Raw genomic sequence first — 17,695 nt, 5'->3', positions numbered from 1 at the left:
ACCTTCAACCAACTAACCTTCAACCAACTAACCTTCAACCAACTAACCTTCAACCAACTAACCTTCAACCAACTAACCTTCAACCTTCAACCAACTAACCTTCAACCTTCAACCAACTAACCTTCGGGAACGCCAAGGGCGAACAACATTCAAGTTGAACACCATAAAACTAAGGAGACTATGTCAAATAATCTGTTGACAGTTGCCTATATTGCAGCTAGCGCTTTGTTCATTCTCAGCCTGGGGGGATTGTCTAACCAGGAAAGCGCCCGTAAAGGCAATATTTACGGCATTCTTGGGATGCTGATTGCCTTTGTTGCCACTGCCCTAAGTAGCGATGTAACGGCATACCTCACTCTGGGAGGGATGATTCTACCAGGAGTGATAATTGGTGCGATCGTGGCATCTCGGGTAGCCATGACCTCCATGCCAGAACTGGTAGCAATTCTCCATAGTTTTGTCGGTCTTGCAGCTGTACTGGTGGGTATTGCCAATTACCTGCAAGGGGAGGAATCCCTAACGGGTGCAGAAGTAACTATTCACCAGTTAGAAATTTATATTGGTGTGTTCATTGCGGCAATTACCTTCACCGGTTCAGTGATAGCCTTTGGGAAACTACGAGCTATCATCAGCAGCAAACCCCTAATGTTACCAGCACGCCACCTACTCAATCTGGCTATGCTTGGGGCTGTGATCGGGCTGGGTTACCAGTTCATGACAGCTGAGGGGACGGCTGGTCTGCAACCCCTGTTGATTATGTCTGCGATCGCATCAGTTTTAGGCATCCACTTAGTAGCTGCTATTGGGGGTGCTGATATGCCAGTGGTCATCTCCATGCTCAATAGTTATTCCGGATGGGCCGCTGCAGCAGCAGGCTTTATGCTGTCCAATGACCTGTTAATTATCACTGGTGCCCTAGTAGGTAGTAGTGGTGCTATCCTCAGCTACATCATGTGCCGAGCCATGAACCGTTCCTTCTTCAGCGTGATTTTAGGAGGCTTCGGCGAAGGTGCAGGAACTACAGCTAAAGCTAAAGGTGGTGATCAGCCCGAAGGTCAAGTCACCGAGACCACAGTAGAAGATACCGTAGAGCTGCTACAAGGGGCCAAGAGTGTTATCATTGTTCCCGGTTACGGTATGGCAGTAGCTCAGGCTCAGCATCCCGTGTCCGATATTACCAAGATTTTGAGGAATGCCGGTATCAATGTTCGCTTTGGCATTCATCCAGTCGCTGGACGATTACCAGGACACATGAACGTGCTGCTGGCTGAAGCAAATGTGCCTTATGATATCGTTCTAGAAATGGATGAGATTAACGAGGACTTCCCAGAAACCGATGTAGTACTAGTGATTGGCGCTAATGATACCGTTAACCCTAGTGCCATGGAAGACCCCAGTAGCCCAATTGCTGGCATGCCAGTCTTAGAGGTTTGGAAAGCTGGTACCGTGGTGGTGATGAAACGGGGAATGTCCAGTGGCTATGCTGGCGTTGGCAATCCCCTGTTCTTCAAAGAAAACACCAATATGCTCTTCGGTGATGCCAAGACTAACGTTAGCGCTATCCTAGGCAAGCTCGTAGAATCTAGCCGGGACAGTGCAGCATCCAGCTCAGGAAAAGTCTTAGCTACATCCTCTGCGGGCTGAGTAAGGGTTAGAGGGGAATGACACCCTCGTTAAGGCTCAAACCTTGACTTGATGTCGAGTGTGGCGGAAGGTAGGAGTGTGGGAAGAGAGGGGATATTTTCTGGTAAAAATTCCCTGCTATTCTCCCCTCCTTCTTCTTACTCTTGCCTATCTTTGTAAGCATGAGCTAAATACTTACATTTTATCTTTCATTTCACAGGATAACGGAAATAATTGATATGGGTTTTTCTGTAGACGTTACTAGCAGCAACTACGCCACTGAAGTTTTAGAAAAGTCTTTTGATAAGCCTGTATTAGTAGACTTCTTTGCTACATGGTGTGGCCCCTGTCAACTGCTCAAACCAACTTTAGAGAAACTAGCTAAAGAATATGACTTTGTTTTAGCAAAAGTTGATATTGACCGCAACCAAGACTTAGCGAACAACTTTAAAATTGAGGGAGTACCCGATGTCAGAATTGTCACCAATGGTGATATGATTCCTGGTTTTGTGGGGGTTTTACCAGAGATTCAGTTGCGGGAAATGTTGGCTAGGTTAAATCTGAAGTCTGAGCTAGACATTGGACTAGAAGAAGCTCGGGTTGCCATGGCAACTGAGGATATATCCCGAGCCAAACAGCTGTTTGAGCAGCTAATTGCCAAGTATCCAGAGAATCAACGTTTAGTCATTGAAGCTGCCAATTTTTTGGTTCATATTAATCAGGAAGAAGAGGCAACCACACTGTTAGAAACCATTGAATACAATGATCGAGAATACTTCCCCAGAGCTCAGGCAGTTAGAGCATTGATTCAATTTAAGCAGCAGGCGAATCCTATTGGGGAAAGTGAATTAGATCAGTTATTTGCTCAGGCATCTCGGTTAGTCGTAGAGGGAGATTATGAACCAGCTCTGAAAATATTTTTAGAAATTGTCAGTAAACATCGTAACTATAGAGATGATGGTGCAAGAAAATCCATGATTGTGGTGTTTGATGTGCTCGGTAATGACCATCCCCTGACGAAAAAGTATCAGCGGGAGTTGATGCTATCCCTATATTAGTTTTGGCTGACGGTTTAATAGGTAAAATCGAAAATAGAAAAAAAATAAATATCTTTTCAAGTAACAAGTTGCTAGTAACAAGTTTTATCCTGAAATATCAGTAGGGTAATCTGTATGAGCAGCTTCTAACTTCATCAAAATCTTCGGCTTCAGCTTTTCAAACTCTTGCTTAAGTATGCGTTTGCTCAACACTGGTTGATTAGTTAAGTTTATTGTCTTAGACTTATTCGCCCAATCGATGAATAGCTGGCGTTGGGCAGGAGCAATGGTTGAGGTCATTACATTAGCACAGTGTTCTGGTTCTGATTTGGCAAAAAACAAAATACGGTAATATCCAGTATCTCCCAAAAGTCTGATTATGTTTTGACCCTGATTTGTTTTGAGGTCTAAGTAGCAAGGAAACCAACAAGCACCGTGGTAGCGATTATGCACTGCGGTAATCCATAGCACCATTGGATGAGGTACCATCACATACAAGAATTGGTTGTAGCGTGTACTAACCTGACGGTTCTCAATCTCTTCTTTAGTAAGCATCACCCAGAGGGTAGGAAAGGTTGTGCTAGTGGTACGAATTATCTTAGGAAAGACAATAGATGCTTTAGGCTTGTCATCGGGCCAGGAGGTTCGCCGAGAAACATCATTCCCTGATACGGGAAGTATTTCTGTTGCCTTACTCAGAGGCTTCTCGGATAGTATTGTTTGAATCCGATTACCCAGATAGCGACCGCGATCATGACCTTCGTTTAATGAATCCAATGCTCGTAGGATCATCCCGACATTTTGAGGACGATCAGATACCTCTTTCGCTATACAGGTCATGATTAGGTTCTCTAGGGACTTCGGCAGCTTTAGCTTGGGGTTAATCGATCCAAAGGATTTAGGTGGGCTGAAGTGATGAGCTTTGTACCAACTACCAAAGGAATGATCTTCTGGAAGAATGGGCATGTGACCAGTTAACATCTCAAACATCATCACCCCGAGACTATAGATATCAGAGCGTTTATCTAGTTCCTTTCCCTCCATTTGTTCCGGTGAACAATAGGCTAGAGTACCCATAAAAGAATGGGTTTGAGAACCATCAAACTGAAGAAGCTTAGCAATGCCAAAGTCAAGGATTTTGATCAGTTCACCGAAGGAGGAATCTTCGACAACGAGAATGTTACTGGGTTTAATATCACGATGCACAATTGGAGTGAGTGTGCCTTTAAATACAATGCCTTGGTGAGCACATTGTAATCCCAGACAAATTTGGCGGGTAATATGCAAAAATCGGGGTAAGGATAGGGTTTTAGTGTGAATTATTTCGCTTAAATTTCCCCCTGCCAAGTATTCCATGACGTAGAAGGAAATATCGTTTTCATCTATGCCATAGTCCCTAACTCGCACGATGTGATTGCTTTTCTCACCAAGCAAAGCGCAAATCGTTGCTTCCCGCTCAAAGCGATCGCGCATTTTTTGGTTCAATAATGTATGGGAGAGAAACTTGACGGCAACCGTTACACCTCCGAGGAGCATATCTTTGGCTTGATACACTTGACCCATAGCACCTTTGCCGATCAACTTGACCAGTTGATAGCGATTGGCGAGTAGACGACCTTTGTTAGGGTCTGTGATCATAAGTTCTTTGGTGAGGTCTGGAAACTAACCTGTTCATGAATCATTAGTCTCTAGTCATCGCTAATTGGTCATTGGTCATTGGTCTTTTGTTAATACCAGGAGACTTAATGTGGATCACAAAGGACTAAGGACAAAACTGACTAAGGACAAAACTGACTAAGGACTAAGGAAGATGAACTCAATAGCAACGGTCACAGGCGTACTGCTTTTAAAACTTCCTTAATTCCAGAATACTTCTATTGTGGCTGACGTTCCAAAGTTGCTTCCATTGTGCTATTGAGATAATGACCTGCCATAATGCTACTGGAGAGGTAGTATATATTTTCATTACGTTGATACCGGGTTTCAAAACCACTGCGTCGTTGGCGATCCCCTAATACCCAATACCGTTGCACAATGGATTCTGGAGCCACCCATCCTTCTCCCTCGACACGACCTAGGAGGCTGTGCTGTAAGACAAAGGTATACTTGGGCTCGCCAGTATCGAGACGCCCCAGATACTGGCAATAGATATCCTCCCATTCACTATTGGGAAAAACCAGTCTTGTGACCATAGTAAACCAGTTTTCCCGACTCCAGGTAACCATAGTCCCACCTCTGACTACAATTAATTTTCCATTGCTTTCCAGCCAATTGCCCCGAAGTGTCCAGCGTCCTTCCTCCAATAAAAAGGTGTGAGCCACAGTGTTACTCTTTATCTGTTACTGAATATTACCCTCTCATTCCCCACTCATTCTAGCTGCTATACCTAAGGTTGTGGGGTTTACCCCCTCAGGTTATCCCATTGGCAAACTTCCGGGAGTAGCCCAACTCCTACGGATCAACAGACAAACTAGTTAAACTCTCCCCCAGACTCACCCACGGGGGATTCTAAGCTGATATGGCAAGAGCAGCTGATTAACTGCATTTCACAACGCTTACGATCCCTGTCTTGATGCAGTCGCTCATGGGGGGGACCCCCAAGACCGCGCTGCATCGCTAAAATACTGAGTTTTAGGATGACTGGTGTTGCGATCTCGGAGAATAGAGGTTTCCTAAACATACAGCCTCTGAAGCACCGGTTACTTGAGGTAGATTGCCGGGAATACCCAGGTTACGCCAATGAGCCAAAACAGCAAATGCGATCGCTTCTTTAAAATCCCGACTTAACCCAACCTGGTCAGTGGTTAATACTGGCACCGAATCTAGTCTAATTTGCAGCCGTTGCTTCAAGTATAAATTGCTTGCCCCTCCACCACACAATAGTACTTGGTCTGGCATTTGAGGCAAGAAGTTGCGATAGCTCTCAACAATAGAGGCAACAGTTAGTTCTGTGAGTGTTGCCAGGAAATCAGCAGGAGCAAGGTTATAGGCTTCACTTTCTACCAAACACTGCTTGAGATAATCTCGACTAAACAACTCCCGTCCGGTAGATTTTGGTGGCGGTATCTTGAAGAACTCTTGAGCAAGCCACTGTTCGACCAGAGCCTCACAGGGAGTGCCACTCGCTGCCCACTCTCCATTGTAATCATAGGTTTTTCTACCGTTGGTAAAATACTCGACAGCCAGATCTAACAGGGCATTCCCCGGACCAGTATCCCAGCCATATACCTGTTCCAACCAGTTCCCTTCACTAACTGGCAAGTAAGTAACATTACTAATACCACCAATATTTTGGATACATCGGTTATGGGTGGATGAGCGGAGCAAACAAGCATCTATCTTAGGAACCAGAGGCGCACCTTCTCCCCCAGCAGCAATGTCAGCCACACGGAAATTGCTGATGGTCTTGATACCGGTAATCTCAGCAATCACCTCTCCCCGTCCTAGTTGAAGGCTATATCCCAGAGTCGTTACAGGTTGTTCGGGTAGCGTGGCCTTTTGGCCAAGGTTAGCAGGTTGAAGGTTAGCAGGTTGAAGGTTAGCAGGTTGAAGGTTAGTAGGTTGAAGGTTAGCAGGTTGAAGGTTAGCAGGTTGAAGGTTAGTAGGTTGAAGGTTAGCAGGTTGAAGGTTAGCAGGTTGAAGGTTAGCAGGTTGAAGGTTATCAGGTTGTTCGCCTTTGGCGTTCGAGTAGGGTAGGTTAGCAGGTTGCAGGTTGTCTGGAAAACTTTCAACTTTCAACCTGTCAACTTTCAACTCGGATGAACCTTGGCCAATAGGCCACGCTACCCGAACAACATTAACCCCTAATGGTCGATGGTATACTGTTTGACCATGGGAGCCAATTAACTCAGCGGGGGGATGACCACTCCCAATTGCCAATGCTGCTTGGGCAAATTGAAATGCGATCGCATCATCCAATGCTGCCAATGCTGCCATGGATAGGGGACTTCCAGCACAGACAGCTAGAATTTTTTCCCTGAGTTCAGTGGGGTAGCCATAGGTAGCACCAGCCAGTAGCTCAATCTTTAAATCTAAGTCTGAGCCAGAAATTTCTACTAGTGCAGCATCGATGCCATCTACAGATGTACCGCTCATTAAGCCAATTACACGGGTCATCTTAAAATTGTGTTGGGTTAAGGTAAGCTAAAAATACCAATATAGGAGAGATACTGCAACTTATGGGTAATGGATGTAACGGATAGGAGGAGAGGGAACATAAAAACAGGTTTATTTTTCGCCTTATGTTAGCTACTGACTAGTAATTAATGTTTAGTTAGTCTATCGTTAACTATTTATTGTTTATTTCTAATATTACCACCTAACAATAACAAAACCCCTAAGACTTTAAGCGCAGGAATCAAAATAACTTGCTAATAACTTTAGCTGAGCTATCTTAAGATTTGGGTAATTGTTGAATGTTGGCAGAAAGTGCAGCAAAAAAACCCTAAGCCCGAAGGAACGGCTCAGGGTGGTAATTAAATTTCATCTACTTCTTTTAACTCCACCATTCCTGCCACTGTCTCCGGAAAACAGAAACTCGAATCCTCCTTTTCCTCTTCCCGTCTTACCCTGCACCGAAGCGCTAGCGCGTCTATGGGCTTTTGCGGTTTCATCAAGAACCATTAGCCCCATAAAGCACACGAGCATTATCACACAAAATCCCCATAGCAACCGACTCCGCCTCCTTAGCAGTCAAATCCCCATCGTGAATCGCTCCCTCCAAAACCTGTGCCAATACTATCCGTGCCCACTTGGCTCCCAAGTAATATAATTCCGGGATATTGTGAGCATCAGAAGAATACATCAGTTTACTGGTTGGCACAAATTCCAATAACTGCTGCACTACGTTACGCATCCCAGCTACACTTAAAAAAGGCACCGCTAACCCGAAATCTAAATACACCTGAGGATAGACCGCTGCTAGATAACCAGCTTCTTGGGTATAGGGATAAGACCCATGCAGCAGGACAATCGGAGCGTTACGGAAGCGTTGGTCTTCCAAAAGCGAACGCATATAAACTGGATTAGCCAGCGGCAAGTCTAAATCTGGGTCACCAAACCCTGTATGAAACTGCACAGGTAGTCCATGTTTAGCCGCCATCTCTAGCGCTTGGGTAATCAAAAAATCAATTAAAGGCTTATCTACCAGCCGCAGGGGTTTTCCCCTCAAGACCTCTTGCTTGAAGGAATCAAAACATTCCTTAGCTACCTCCTGTGGTATCTGTTGGATATCCAAACCTGTACGATAGGCAGCAATACTCTTGAAGCCTACCACTCCTGGTGGTGGTGGGTCAATGTTGTAGCGGAAATGGTCTAGGAAGGTAGCAAAGTCATCTATCTCACGGATGAGATTTTCTGCTAGATATTCCAAACGAAGGATGTGCTTTACTGGCAGAAATTGTTCATGCCATTCTCTAGGAAGAATCTTATTTGGCAGAAAACCATCATCTAAGAAAATTGCTTCTAGTTGAGATGATTTAAAACACTGCTGGGTTAGTTTTTTTAATCCCAATTGCTGGCGACGTTCAAGAATTGCCTCTTCCTCTGGTTCACACTCTAAGAGTTGGGAAATATCCCGAAGGCTTCGTTTGTAGAAAAGGCTGTGACGGGCATGATGATTAATCATCTCAGGGTCATAGGCTTCACTGAAGAAGGCAGGATAGGGATAATTAGCAGCAGCTTCAGGAGTTAGCAGGTTGTGAGCGTGTTGGTCAATAGCGTTGATAGTCCACAGGTTAATCATTTCAGATGATTAGATGCTAGAGATAATTGTCTGGTAGTTAACGTAAAAAAAAGTTTATTGAACTACGAAGGCAGGAAGTACCCGAAGACGCCTAGGGTCTGTTTGGAGGATTGGTAGCGATCGCTTTAGTTGTTGGTGGGGTAAACCATTTGGATGGTGATACCTCTAACTGTGTATTTGGTAACTGTGTCTTTGCTAAGATTGCTGGTAATATTATGACTGTAATCCCTGATTTTAAGTCAACTAGAATACTGCTTAACCACCAAACATGAAAAATTTACCGTTTCAAGTAGTAGTATCCCTAGCTACTTTGATCACGACAAGTATGGCTAGTGCTAATGCTCAAACTGTCGTTGCTCAGATGGATTTTGACCACCGTAACGCCTCGACAGAGAAAGTTGCTGCACAAGGGAGAATGATCAATGAGTTGTGGCAACAAGCCAGTCAGTTACGAGGAATTGGTAAGTATAGTGAAGAGATAACGATACGGTCGCAGATTGTAAAACTTCAGCCAGACTCTTTCTTAGCTTGGTATTGGCGAGGGGATACGTTGAGTAGCTTGGGCCAGTACGAAGCCGCGATCGCTTCCTATGATCAAGCGATTAAAATTAAGCCCAATTACCTTTTAGCGTGGTTTGAGAAAGGCAAGGCAAACCATAAACTAAAACGATACGATGCGGTGATTACGGCCTGGAAGCAAGCAGTTTCAATTCAAGCCACATCAGAATTTGAACAGCAGTTGGTACAGACAATTATTCCCAAAAAAATTGCCAGTGTGCTGCTTTATGATTTGAAACGGTATTCTGAGGCGATCGCATTCTACAACCAAGTACTGGAAGTGGATGCCAAAGCTGCTTCAATTTGGATTGACCGAGGCACAGCTTTTTATCAACTCGGTCGATATCAAAAAGCAATCACCGATTTTGACAAGGCGATTCAACTTGATGCTCAAAACTCTTTGGCTTGGAAACAGCGAGGATTTGCCGATACTTTTTAGCTGCCAAAATCTTCCAAAAAGTCAATCCTGGCTCACTAATGCAAGCTGATTTCTCAGCCAGGGGGTATCTCCCAAGGCTCGCAGAAATATACCACGAGCGCCATTGATGTCTCGATCCATAGATCGACCATCAATTTTTGATTTAATAATTTTACTTCCGCCGATGTTGACCAACTCCCCAGTCCAGCTGACAGTTTTACTCGTATAGGCTTCGCAGACGTCTATCACCATCTTTCCTGACTCTTGGGCTTTGTGCTTGAGAAATTCTTTGAAACGGTAATGAGCGAAAGAGAGCATATTGCGAACTGTTTTTGATCTAAGTTTGCGATCACTTTTTCTCGACATCTGAGAAGTCTCAAAGGTGGGAAGCAAAATTACATCAAAATTGTCAACTATAAATCTGGCAGCTTTGTGATGGATCTCGTTCACTAAGTTTTGAATCCTGATCACCATCCGCCTGGAAGCTTTTCTCATTCGACGCTTCTGGCCACCTTTGGCTTTGCTTATTTTTGAAATCAGATTATCCAGGTGTTGACATAAGCGTTGAATTTGAGAAAAATCACCATTGCCAATTTTTCCGACAGAAGTTTCACTAAAGAATGTCAAGAAAGTCCTAACTCCAGGATCCAAAGCAACTACTCTACCTTGGTTTTCGGCTTTAACGTTAGTCACTTTGTGGGGGACTACAAGGTAGTAGTCCCCATTAGTACTGGTCAATCGACAGTCACAGATATTATCAGGCAGGCTCTCGGCAAAGGTTAATTCCCCTAGTTTTGTATGATAGATCCCCTTGTCTGAAACTGCTGATTTAGGAATATAGCAAGACTGGACAGGATTCTTTCGAGATCTAAATCGAACTCGGTTAATTTGCTTAGTCTTTTTGTACTTTTTTTTAGCTTCCCTGACAGCGGTGCAGGCATCCTTAATCGCTATCGATTTAATTTGATAAGGTACTGCCTTGCACCACTCTGGAAGGTCATTTAATATCCCTGTTTTAATAGCCTTCCAGTTGGCTTTAACTTCTCCATTCTGGAGTATTTTGACGGTCTTATTGAAAACATAGCGGGACACTCCGAACCATTGACGAACAATAGACCGCTGTTCAGCATTGAGGAATATCCGAATCTTTTTTGATTTTTGCCCCGTATTTTCTGAGCCCGTGGACGCGACAATAGAAGAGGTGAATGATGGAGAGAAGATCTGCTGTAAGTTCTGATCAAAGACAACTTTTAGGTTGGTCGAGAACCAAGATTTTTCCACCGTTGATACTGACCAGGTGCTCAAAGAGTTCAAACCCGAATCGGGTAAGTCTGTCTCTACAGGCAACAACAATCGTGAGCTGATCTCCTCGCATAAGCCGCTCCAGTATGGTCTTAAGTCCCTTCCTTTTGTAGTTGAGACCTGAGCCGATGTCTTTGATGATTTCGGCTTGTGGGAAAAGGGAATGCATATAGGCGATTTGTCGGACAAGGTCGTCTTTTTGCTTGCTGGAGCTGACTCGGCAGTAGCAAATTGTGCTTGCAACCCGAACAGTTCTATCATCTGTAGATCTACGTCCGAAAGTGAGCAAGCTTTCGGGATCAAAGAGTCTTGTTCCTCCTGGAGTTTTTTCGCACCTGATCGTTCCATCATCCGCGTATTTCCTCAATGTGTTCTTGGAGAGTCCCGTAAGTTCGACCGCCTTACGGAGTGGTATTAGTGCCATGTTTTTATCTTGGCATATTTTGGTAGATATTGTAAGATATTATGTGTGCATTTTGGTTAACTGTCACGAGCCTCCTTCTAGAAAGTCATTATTTCATAGATTGGGCCAGGACTGTTCTACCCGAATAACAAGCTTTCTCTATTACAAAATTTACATTTTGTAGTATATTATGCTGTGTTGAGGCATTTGTTTAAACAGAGCTAGATGAGCAGACAATTGCCTAATTAATCAATTAATTAATCACGCTTGGGTTATCCGACATCGGGTAGCCTAACCCTCCAAGGGTTGGAACTAGTGAATGTGACACAAGGAGGAGTTTGTAACATTACTTAATATCCTGTGTCTAGTTCTACTCCAAGGATGGGGTAAATGAATTAAGTAGAAATGATATTGACTAGAAATTATATTGTATGCTATATTGCCAATGAGCTTGAAAAAATATAAGCTAAAATCTTTTTCAGGGTAAACGCATCTTATTTTCAAATGCCTACTGGATATGATATTCAAGCGATAAGTTTTTATACTTATTAGTTTTGAAATATCTGTTAGGTGCGCTTTCTGTTGGCGAATTTAATTCGCCACGGGTAGCACCTCTTGATGCAGTTGCTCATGGGGAAAACCCCCATGACACCACTGCATTGCTTCTGAGTAAGGCTTCTAAAAAGATGGGTTTGCCCTGAATTTTTTTGACTAAATGGCATTGTTTGTGGGAGCAGGTCAATTTTGTAAGAACACTTGAAGTACAGTGTTTTCGGGGCTTCAGTAGCAGTGATGAGTTATTTTAGTACATTTGTTCTGCGAATTTGACATCCTCCCTTGTTTGTTGGATAGGAGTTGAATTTAATTCAACTCCAGCTATATCGTTTATTTGTAATTCAGCCTAGTAGTTTACTACAACAAGTATGACAGGTTAATTATTTCTATAACCCTTAGATAATACGAGTCAGTTTAGATATAAATTACTTGTCAAAACGTCTATGGTAAAGTACTAGGTTCAAGTGCTTAAAGGATGCTGATAACTCTACCACTTTTACTAATGCTGCTTGTCACCATAGCCCTGGGTAGCAAGATATTCTTCCAGAGAAAATATGAGCAATGGTGGAAAGGACTTTCTCGCCAGGAGAAATGGTCATACATTAAAAAAGGAAAGCTACCTTCCTTAATAGAATTTGTGAAAAGTGACTTGGGAAAGTTACCGGAACCGGAACAGATTCTGGAAGATGCTGAATATGAGTCAATCTTTCTAAGCCTCTTAGAAGGTGTATCCACTGGATGGCAGAAAGCTGAGATTGAAGATTTTTTTGCTAAACAGCCAGTAAGTATTGATCAGTCTACATTTCAGTCGTGGCTACGCAAGTTTTGTCGTCGCCTTATGAAAGCACCTCAAGGAAACATTGAAGTTGCTCAGCGCATGATTAGCTTTGGTGAGATTGGGGATTGGCAGCTTGGAAGGATATCTAAGGAGTTTGGCGAAAAAATTTTAACCGCATCAAGGCGAGACACAGTTGTTGTATATGTTAATCCCTTTACACTACTTGGCTTAGATCCTGAAAAATACAATACTGTAGAAGATATATCTGCTACTAATACAATTCGCTCAAAGAAGAAAAGGTTTTTAGCAAAGCTAAAAATTAACGACAATCAGTTTGAATTGAAAGAAGGCTTTAAGATCAAGCAGGCAGAAGCATATTTGGAAGATCTTCGAGATGAGCAGAATAAAAAATTCCACTTTATTATATTTAAGGACAAAAAGCTACATGACTTTATAACTTTCGGAGATTTTCAATTTTTTGAGCAATATGTTCCTAAACCTGATTACCAGGATGAAGAATTCCGGGGATTCATTGGAAAATACTTTGCTCGACAGTATGGGAATAAACTTGATGAAGCGATACGCTTTAAGGATTTAGGTTCCATTAAGAGTTTGTTCTCAATAGAACTCTTAGTTCTTCCAGAGCATTATCAAATCTGTTTTGGTCGATCCTATGAATTTTTAGAAAGCTGCTGTAATGCTCTGAAGGAGATTGCTGATTTTGGTATAGATGCTAAACACTTTGATGAAAAAGAGCTTTTGGCGAAGATCCAAGAAGTTCTGGATATTGAGTTAGTGAATTCAATTAATCATCCCTTCTTTTTGATAGCTAAAGATCGGATATCTCAATGTCTTATTAAAATAGGAGTCGAACTATTTCACTTGCCAACATATGAGCATATTGAATATGAATTTTTGGTGGACTCTTCTCTGAAAGTTATTGACTTAGCATCTCAATTAAAGGTCTCGGAAAATACCAGCAAGAGGGTAAAAGAGATTAAAGATAAGATTATTGAGGATAAAGGCAAAAGTAAAGACCGTAAGCTAAATTTAAATCTTTATTTAAATGCTTCTCATCCACTTGAAATTACAGATGATTACATTAGATATGGAATAACAGTCTGGGTTCTAGAAAGTATTGAAGCTATTAAGTTAGTTCCTTTTGGATACAACTCGCAACTTCGTACTTGTTCTTTTTTGAATAATCAGGGACAACAGATTTCCTTTACACCGATGATGGATGATCTAAACTATGAAGATGAATTAAGAAAAGAACTAGATCTTTCGTTAAGAACGATTATGGCTAATCTTAAAGCAAAAATTCGGATAAAAATTTATACAGGAACAGTTGTAGAAATTGGTAATTGTTGTTTGTCTAGTCAAAAAATCTCTTCTAAAGACTCCACCTTTTCCTGTAGTTACAACGATTTCAAGCTAATTAGTTCAGATGATTATCCTAATTTAGTACTTGTCACAACAAACAAAAAGTATATAAATATATTTTTAGAAAACAAGGAAAATTTTGAAAATTATATCAAGTATGATAACAAGTTTAGGGATAAAGAACTAAGTATAGAACAGTATAAAAAAAGAATAGATCCTTATATTTTATCTAGAATCAAATCGGGAGTAATTAGTCTTAGAGATAGAGGAGCATTAATCGATACTGAGAAGGAATGGAATGGTGTACTGATTAGGGATGTGTTGAGGTTTCAGGAATTGATGATTACTGGAAAGATGTCAAGATAAGTTTTACTAAAAATTAAAATGATTCAATAAACTATTGCAGTCTACTGCAGTCTACCATGGAAAATAAATTAATTACCGAACAACTACAGCCCGATTTTTCTTCAGCCTTGTATCAAGTATTTGAAATCGAGAAAAAGCTGAAAAAACTGACTACAGAACATACAATTCATAGAAATGTAGACAAGCTCAAAGACTACTTTCAATCCTTGGGATGGTTTTATGAAATTCCCAAAGGAACCTATAATGAAACCCGGACTGATTGTGATGCTCATATCTCTAGTGATTCCCCTGAAGAATTGGTAATTTCTGAGGTGATCAAGCCAACGATTCGATACCGGGAGAATGAATCCTCTCCATCACGTATTGTTCGTCGAGCAACTGTTATTGTGGAATCTAAAGGGATCCAAGAAGAAGCTAGCGAAAAAATTAGCGAAAAACCTAGCATGATTCCCTCAAATATGAATATTTGTAAATTTATTAAAGAACAGTTTTCTCGTCTTAAGTTAAGATTTACAGGCAATAATGTCAGCTCTAAATAATTTTAGAGGATTTGTATATCAATGCAAATCACTATTTCATAGTTAGGTATTATTCACAAATTCAAGGAGATAACCGGATGGCACAAACAATCAATATTGGGATTGACCTGGGAACGACAAATTCTGCAATTGCTAAGTTCTCTAAAGGAAAAGTAGATGTATTTTATAATCCCACAGTTCACGGAAAGAGAACACTACCATCCGTTGTGGGATTCAAGAAAAATAAAATATTTGTTGGAGATAAGGCAAAAGAGTATTGGAAAAAATATCCTGAGAATGTAGTTGCTTTCTTCAAACGTAAGATGGGAACTGATGAAGAGTTTCTAATTGAGGCTCTCCAAGGGTCTAAAACACCCGTCGATCTATCTGCTGAAGTTCTAAAGGAATTAAAGACGTTTGTCAGAACTGGAGAAGTGGTTGATGCAGCAGTGATTACTGTACCGGCTTCTTTTGATACCAATCAGTCTCAGGCTACAGAGAATGCTGCTCATCAGGCTGGAATTCAGCAAGTGTTTTTGCTTCAGGAACCTATTGCTGCCAGCATAGCCTATGCCAATCAGGAGAAAGGAGTAGAGTTTGATGAGCAAAAATGGCTAGTTTATGACTTGGGGGGTGGAACCTTTGATGTTGCCCTTCTGGAGGTTGGTGATGAAGAAATGATAGTTCTTGGTAACAAAGGTAATAACTTTTTAGGGGGAGCTGATTTTGACAACATTATTGTTGATTACATTTTAATTCCTTCTATAGAAAAGCAGTTGGGTATCAGTGGTTTATTAGGTGAAGTAAAGAGCAAAAGCAGTAAGTATAATTCTCTTTACTTCAAACTTTTGCTCAAAGCGGAAGAAGCTAAGATTGCCCTCTCTTCCATGGAATCTTACGACCTAGAGATTGAGGAAATTGAAGACGATGATGGTGAAGAGCATGATCTGGAAGTAACGATTACACGCTCTCAGTTTGAAGAGTTAATCCAGCCTTATATTGATGAGACCATTGCTTTAATTAAATCATTGCTACAGAGCAAATCTCTCAGTTCATCGGATCTCAAGTTTGTATTGATGGTGGGGGGATCTACTTACATACCCTATGTGCGTCAACGCCTAGAAGAATCATTACAGATACCGGTAAATTTGGATGTTGATCCTACAACGGTTGTAGCAGAGGGAGCTGCATTGTTTGCTGCAACTAAACCGAGAAAGATAGAGGAAAATTCATCAAAGCCTTCTCCCAGTGGATTAACACTAAGGATGGAATACCCCCATGTGTCTCGTGATTTGGAGGAGTTTCTTGAAGCAAGAGTAGAAGGGGCTTTAGAGGGTCTTTACTACCGGATTTTGAGAGCCGATGGAGGTTTTGATTCCGGGCTGAAACCCCTACAACGAGAGATTGAAGAAGATTTACCTCTGGTTGAGCAAGAGCAGAATATCTTTGAATTCAAGATTTTTGATAGTCATGGTAATGCAGTTCCCATTGATAACAACACAATTCAAATTTATCAAGGGATAACCACTGTTAGGGGACAAACCCTACCCCATGACATTTGTATTGAGATTGAGGATGAGAATTCTAAACAGACACGCTGTCAAGCTATTCTCAGGGAAAATAGCACTCTTCCCCAAAAACAGGACTATGAGGTGCAAGTGTCCAGGTTGGTGCGCCATGGCACAGATGATGAAATCCGAATCAATATCCTAGAGGGACCAGAAGATGCATTACCTCAAGCCAATCAGACCATTGGCTATTTAGTCTTAAAGGGCACTCGGTTTACCAGGGATATTCCAGCAGGAACTACGATTGAGATCACAATTGAAATGTCTGAGTCTCGGACCTTAAAGCTATCTGTTTATATTCCCTTGGTTGATCAGGAATTTAAGGAAGTGTTTGAGCCGAAGCAGCGTAGTGTGTCCTTAAACCAACTGAAGTCCGAGGTGCAGAATTTGTCCTCTAAAATTTCCAGTGAAATTGTGGAGGCTCAACAAAGGAATGAACAGGTTGTGGTGCAAGAACTCAAGGAAAAACGGGAGCAGGTTGATGAAATTAGCGCTAAGCTGCTAACCGTCAAGGCGGACGATGTGACGGATATACGCTATCAGTTAGAAGATGACAAGCGAAAGGTAGCCCAAGAGGTGGATAGCTTGACTCGTGATAAGTATATTTCTGCTGCAATTCAGAAGTATCAGGAGGCAAAGAGATTTTGCTGCCGTACTATTGAGGACAGTGGCTCTGAGGCTGATAAACGAACCTTGAATCAACTGCTGCAACAAGAGGAAGGGGTGCTGAAGTCTGGGAGTGTATCTAGGATTAATGCTACGACTGAGCAATTGAATCAACTGGGTGTGACGGCACAGATGAAAAGCCCGACATTCCATCTTAGTCTGTTTGCACACTTAGTAGATCAGACAGAAGATTTTGTTGATCCTGCTGAGGCTATAAAACTGTTGAATTTGGGAGCTAAGTATTTTGAGAGTCGTAATGTTGAGAAGTTGGAGCAGGTTAACTTGGCATTGCTCAATCTTCTGCCTCCTGATAAGAAGAGTAAAGTAACTGGAATGAGTGGAGGTACAAATATTCGGAAGTCACAATAGATAATTGTTTGAGTATTAAAATGACAATTCTAAATTATTAATTAACAATGTTATCAAGCTAGGTAGAATTAAAACATGAGTGAAAATAAAGAAGAGTTCAGCTTTGTCGATCAGCTTTGGGGCTTTGTTAAGGGAGCAGGAAATGGTGCGATTGAAGGGGTGATTGGAACATATGATTTGACGACGGATTTATTAGGTACTTCATGGTATTTAACTGGTGGATGGTATTTTAACCCTGAAAAAGCACACCAAAGGTGGGATAGCACTAAGGCCTTTGCAAACTGGGGGGGCGACAAGCGGCCTGTAACCCTTGATATATATTAAATTGAGCGAATTATGGTAAAAAAAGATAGGTCATAAATTGTCAATACGACCTACCAATCGAGAATGATACAAGAATTATATCAA

At 41.8% G+C, this 17,695-nt stretch carries 13 protein-coding genes and 1 pseudogene; 8 read left to right on the top strand and 6 right to left on the bottom strand.

Annotated elements, in window-relative coordinates:
* Nucleotides 1–180 precede the first annotated feature (180 nt).
* Complete coding sequence (gene pntB / locus F6K63_RS21565) at nt 181–1,644, top strand: Re/Si-specific NAD(P)(+) transhydrogenase subunit beta (protein ID WP_287313090.1); 1,464 nt, start codon at nt 181–183, stop codon at nt 1,642–1,644.
* Nucleotides 1,645–1,862: 218 nt separating this feature from the next.
* Nucleotides 1,863–2,681, top strand: coding sequence for a tetratricopeptide repeat protein (locus F6K63_RS21560; RefSeq protein ID WP_287313089.1), 819 nt, complete (start codon nt 1,863–1,865; stop codon nt 2,679–2,681).
* An 84-nt stretch (nt 2,682–2,765) separates the two neighbouring features.
* On the opposite strand, the gene F6K63_RS21555 is transcribed toward F6K63_RS21560, so the two are convergent.
* From F6K63_RS21555 to F6K63_RS21540, 4 genes are all read right to left on the bottom strand, one after another.
* Nucleotides 2,766–4,298: a serine/threonine-protein kinase gene (locus F6K63_RS21555; RefSeq protein WP_287313088.1), complete on the bottom strand. Its 1,533-nt coding sequence runs from the start codon at nt 4,296–4,298 to the stop codon at nt 2,766–2,768.
* A 236-nt stretch (nt 4,299–4,534) separates the two neighbouring features.
* Complete coding sequence (locus F6K63_RS21550; RefSeq protein WP_287313087.1) at nt 4,535–4,981, bottom strand: hypothetical protein; 447 nt, start codon at nt 4,979–4,981, stop codon at nt 4,535–4,537.
* A 310-nt stretch (nt 4,982–5,291) separates the two neighbouring features.
* Nucleotides 5,292–6,776 (bottom strand): anhydro-N-acetylmuramic acid kinase, encoded by a 1,485-nt coding sequence (locus tag F6K63_RS21545; RefSeq protein WP_009148802.1) that lies wholly within the window; start codon nt 6,774–6,776, stop codon nt 5,292–5,294.
* A gap of 496 nt (nt 6,777–7,272) precedes the next feature.
* The gene (locus tag F6K63_RS21540) at nt 7,273–8,403 is read right to left on the bottom strand and encodes an amidohydrolase family protein (RefSeq protein ID WP_009148806.1); all 1,131 of its coding nucleotides are present in this window, start codon (nt 8,401–8,403) and stop codon (nt 7,273–7,275) included.
* Between the two features lie 268 nt (nt 8,404–8,671).
* Here F6K63_RS21540 and F6K63_RS21535 point away from each other — a divergent pair, with 268 nt between their 5' ends.
* Nucleotides 8,672–9,400: a tetratricopeptide repeat protein gene (locus F6K63_RS21535; protein WP_009148809.1), complete on the top strand. Its 729-nt coding sequence runs from the start codon at nt 8,672–8,674 to the stop codon at nt 9,398–9,400.
* A 21-nt stretch (nt 9,401–9,421) separates the two neighbouring features.
* Here the strand turns inward: F6K63_RS21535 and F6K63_RS21530 are convergent, their stop codons facing one another.
* Both F6K63_RS21530 and F6K63_RS37945 read right to left on the bottom strand, forming a co-directional pair.
* Entirely contained in the window at nt 9,422–11,032 is a 1,611-nt protein-coding gene (locus F6K63_RS21530; RefSeq protein ID WP_502708335.1) for an RNA-guided endonuclease InsQ/TnpB family protein, read from the bottom strand.
* Nucleotides 11,022–11,105: pseudogene (locus F6K63_RS37945) on the bottom strand (IS607 family transposase); the annotation flags it as partial. The pseudogene F6K63_RS37945 and the gene F6K63_RS21530, both read right to left, overlap by 11 nt.
* A gap of 533 nt (nt 11,106–11,638) precedes the next feature.
* On the opposite strand from F6K63_RS37945, the gene F6K63_RS21520 reads away from it, so the two are divergent.
* The 5 genes from F6K63_RS21520 (at nt 11,639) to F6K63_RS21500 (ending at nt 17,611) form a co-directional block, all read left to right on the top strand.
* Nucleotides 11,639–11,785, top strand: a complete 147-nt coding sequence (locus F6K63_RS21520; RefSeq protein WP_154659877.1) for a hypothetical protein — start codon at nt 11,639–11,641, stop codon at nt 11,783–11,785.
* Between the two features lie 356 nt (nt 11,786–12,141).
* Nucleotides 12,142–14,166, top strand: coding sequence for a hypothetical protein (locus F6K63_RS21515; RefSeq protein ID WP_287313085.1), 2,025 nt, complete (start codon nt 12,142–12,144; stop codon nt 14,164–14,166).
* Nucleotides 14,167–14,222: 56 nt separating this feature from the next.
* Nucleotides 14,223–14,705 carry a hypothetical protein gene (locus F6K63_RS21510; protein ID WP_287313084.1) on the top strand — a complete coding sequence of 161 codons (483 nt, stop codon included), beginning with the start codon at nt 14,223–14,225 and terminating at the stop codon, nt 14,703–14,705.
* Nucleotides 14,706–14,782: 77 nt separating this feature from the next.
* A complete protein-coding gene (locus F6K63_RS21505) occupies nt 14,783–17,287 on the top strand; it encodes an Hsp70 family protein (protein ID WP_287313083.1) in 2,505 nt (834 codons plus the stop codon).
* 75 nt (nt 17,288–17,362) lie between these two features.
* Complete coding sequence (locus F6K63_RS21500) at nt 17,363–17,611, top strand: hypothetical protein (protein WP_287313082.1); 249 nt, start codon at nt 17,363–17,365, stop codon at nt 17,609–17,611.
* Nucleotides 17,612–17,695 lie beyond the last annotated feature (84 nt).

The organism is Moorena sp. SIO1G6 (assembly GCF_010672795.1).
Classification (GTDB): domain Bacteria; phylum Cyanobacteriota; class Cyanobacteriia; order Cyanobacteriales; family Coleofasciculaceae; genus Moorena; species Moorena producens.
This window is presented reverse-complemented; position numbering and strand designations above follow the sequence as displayed.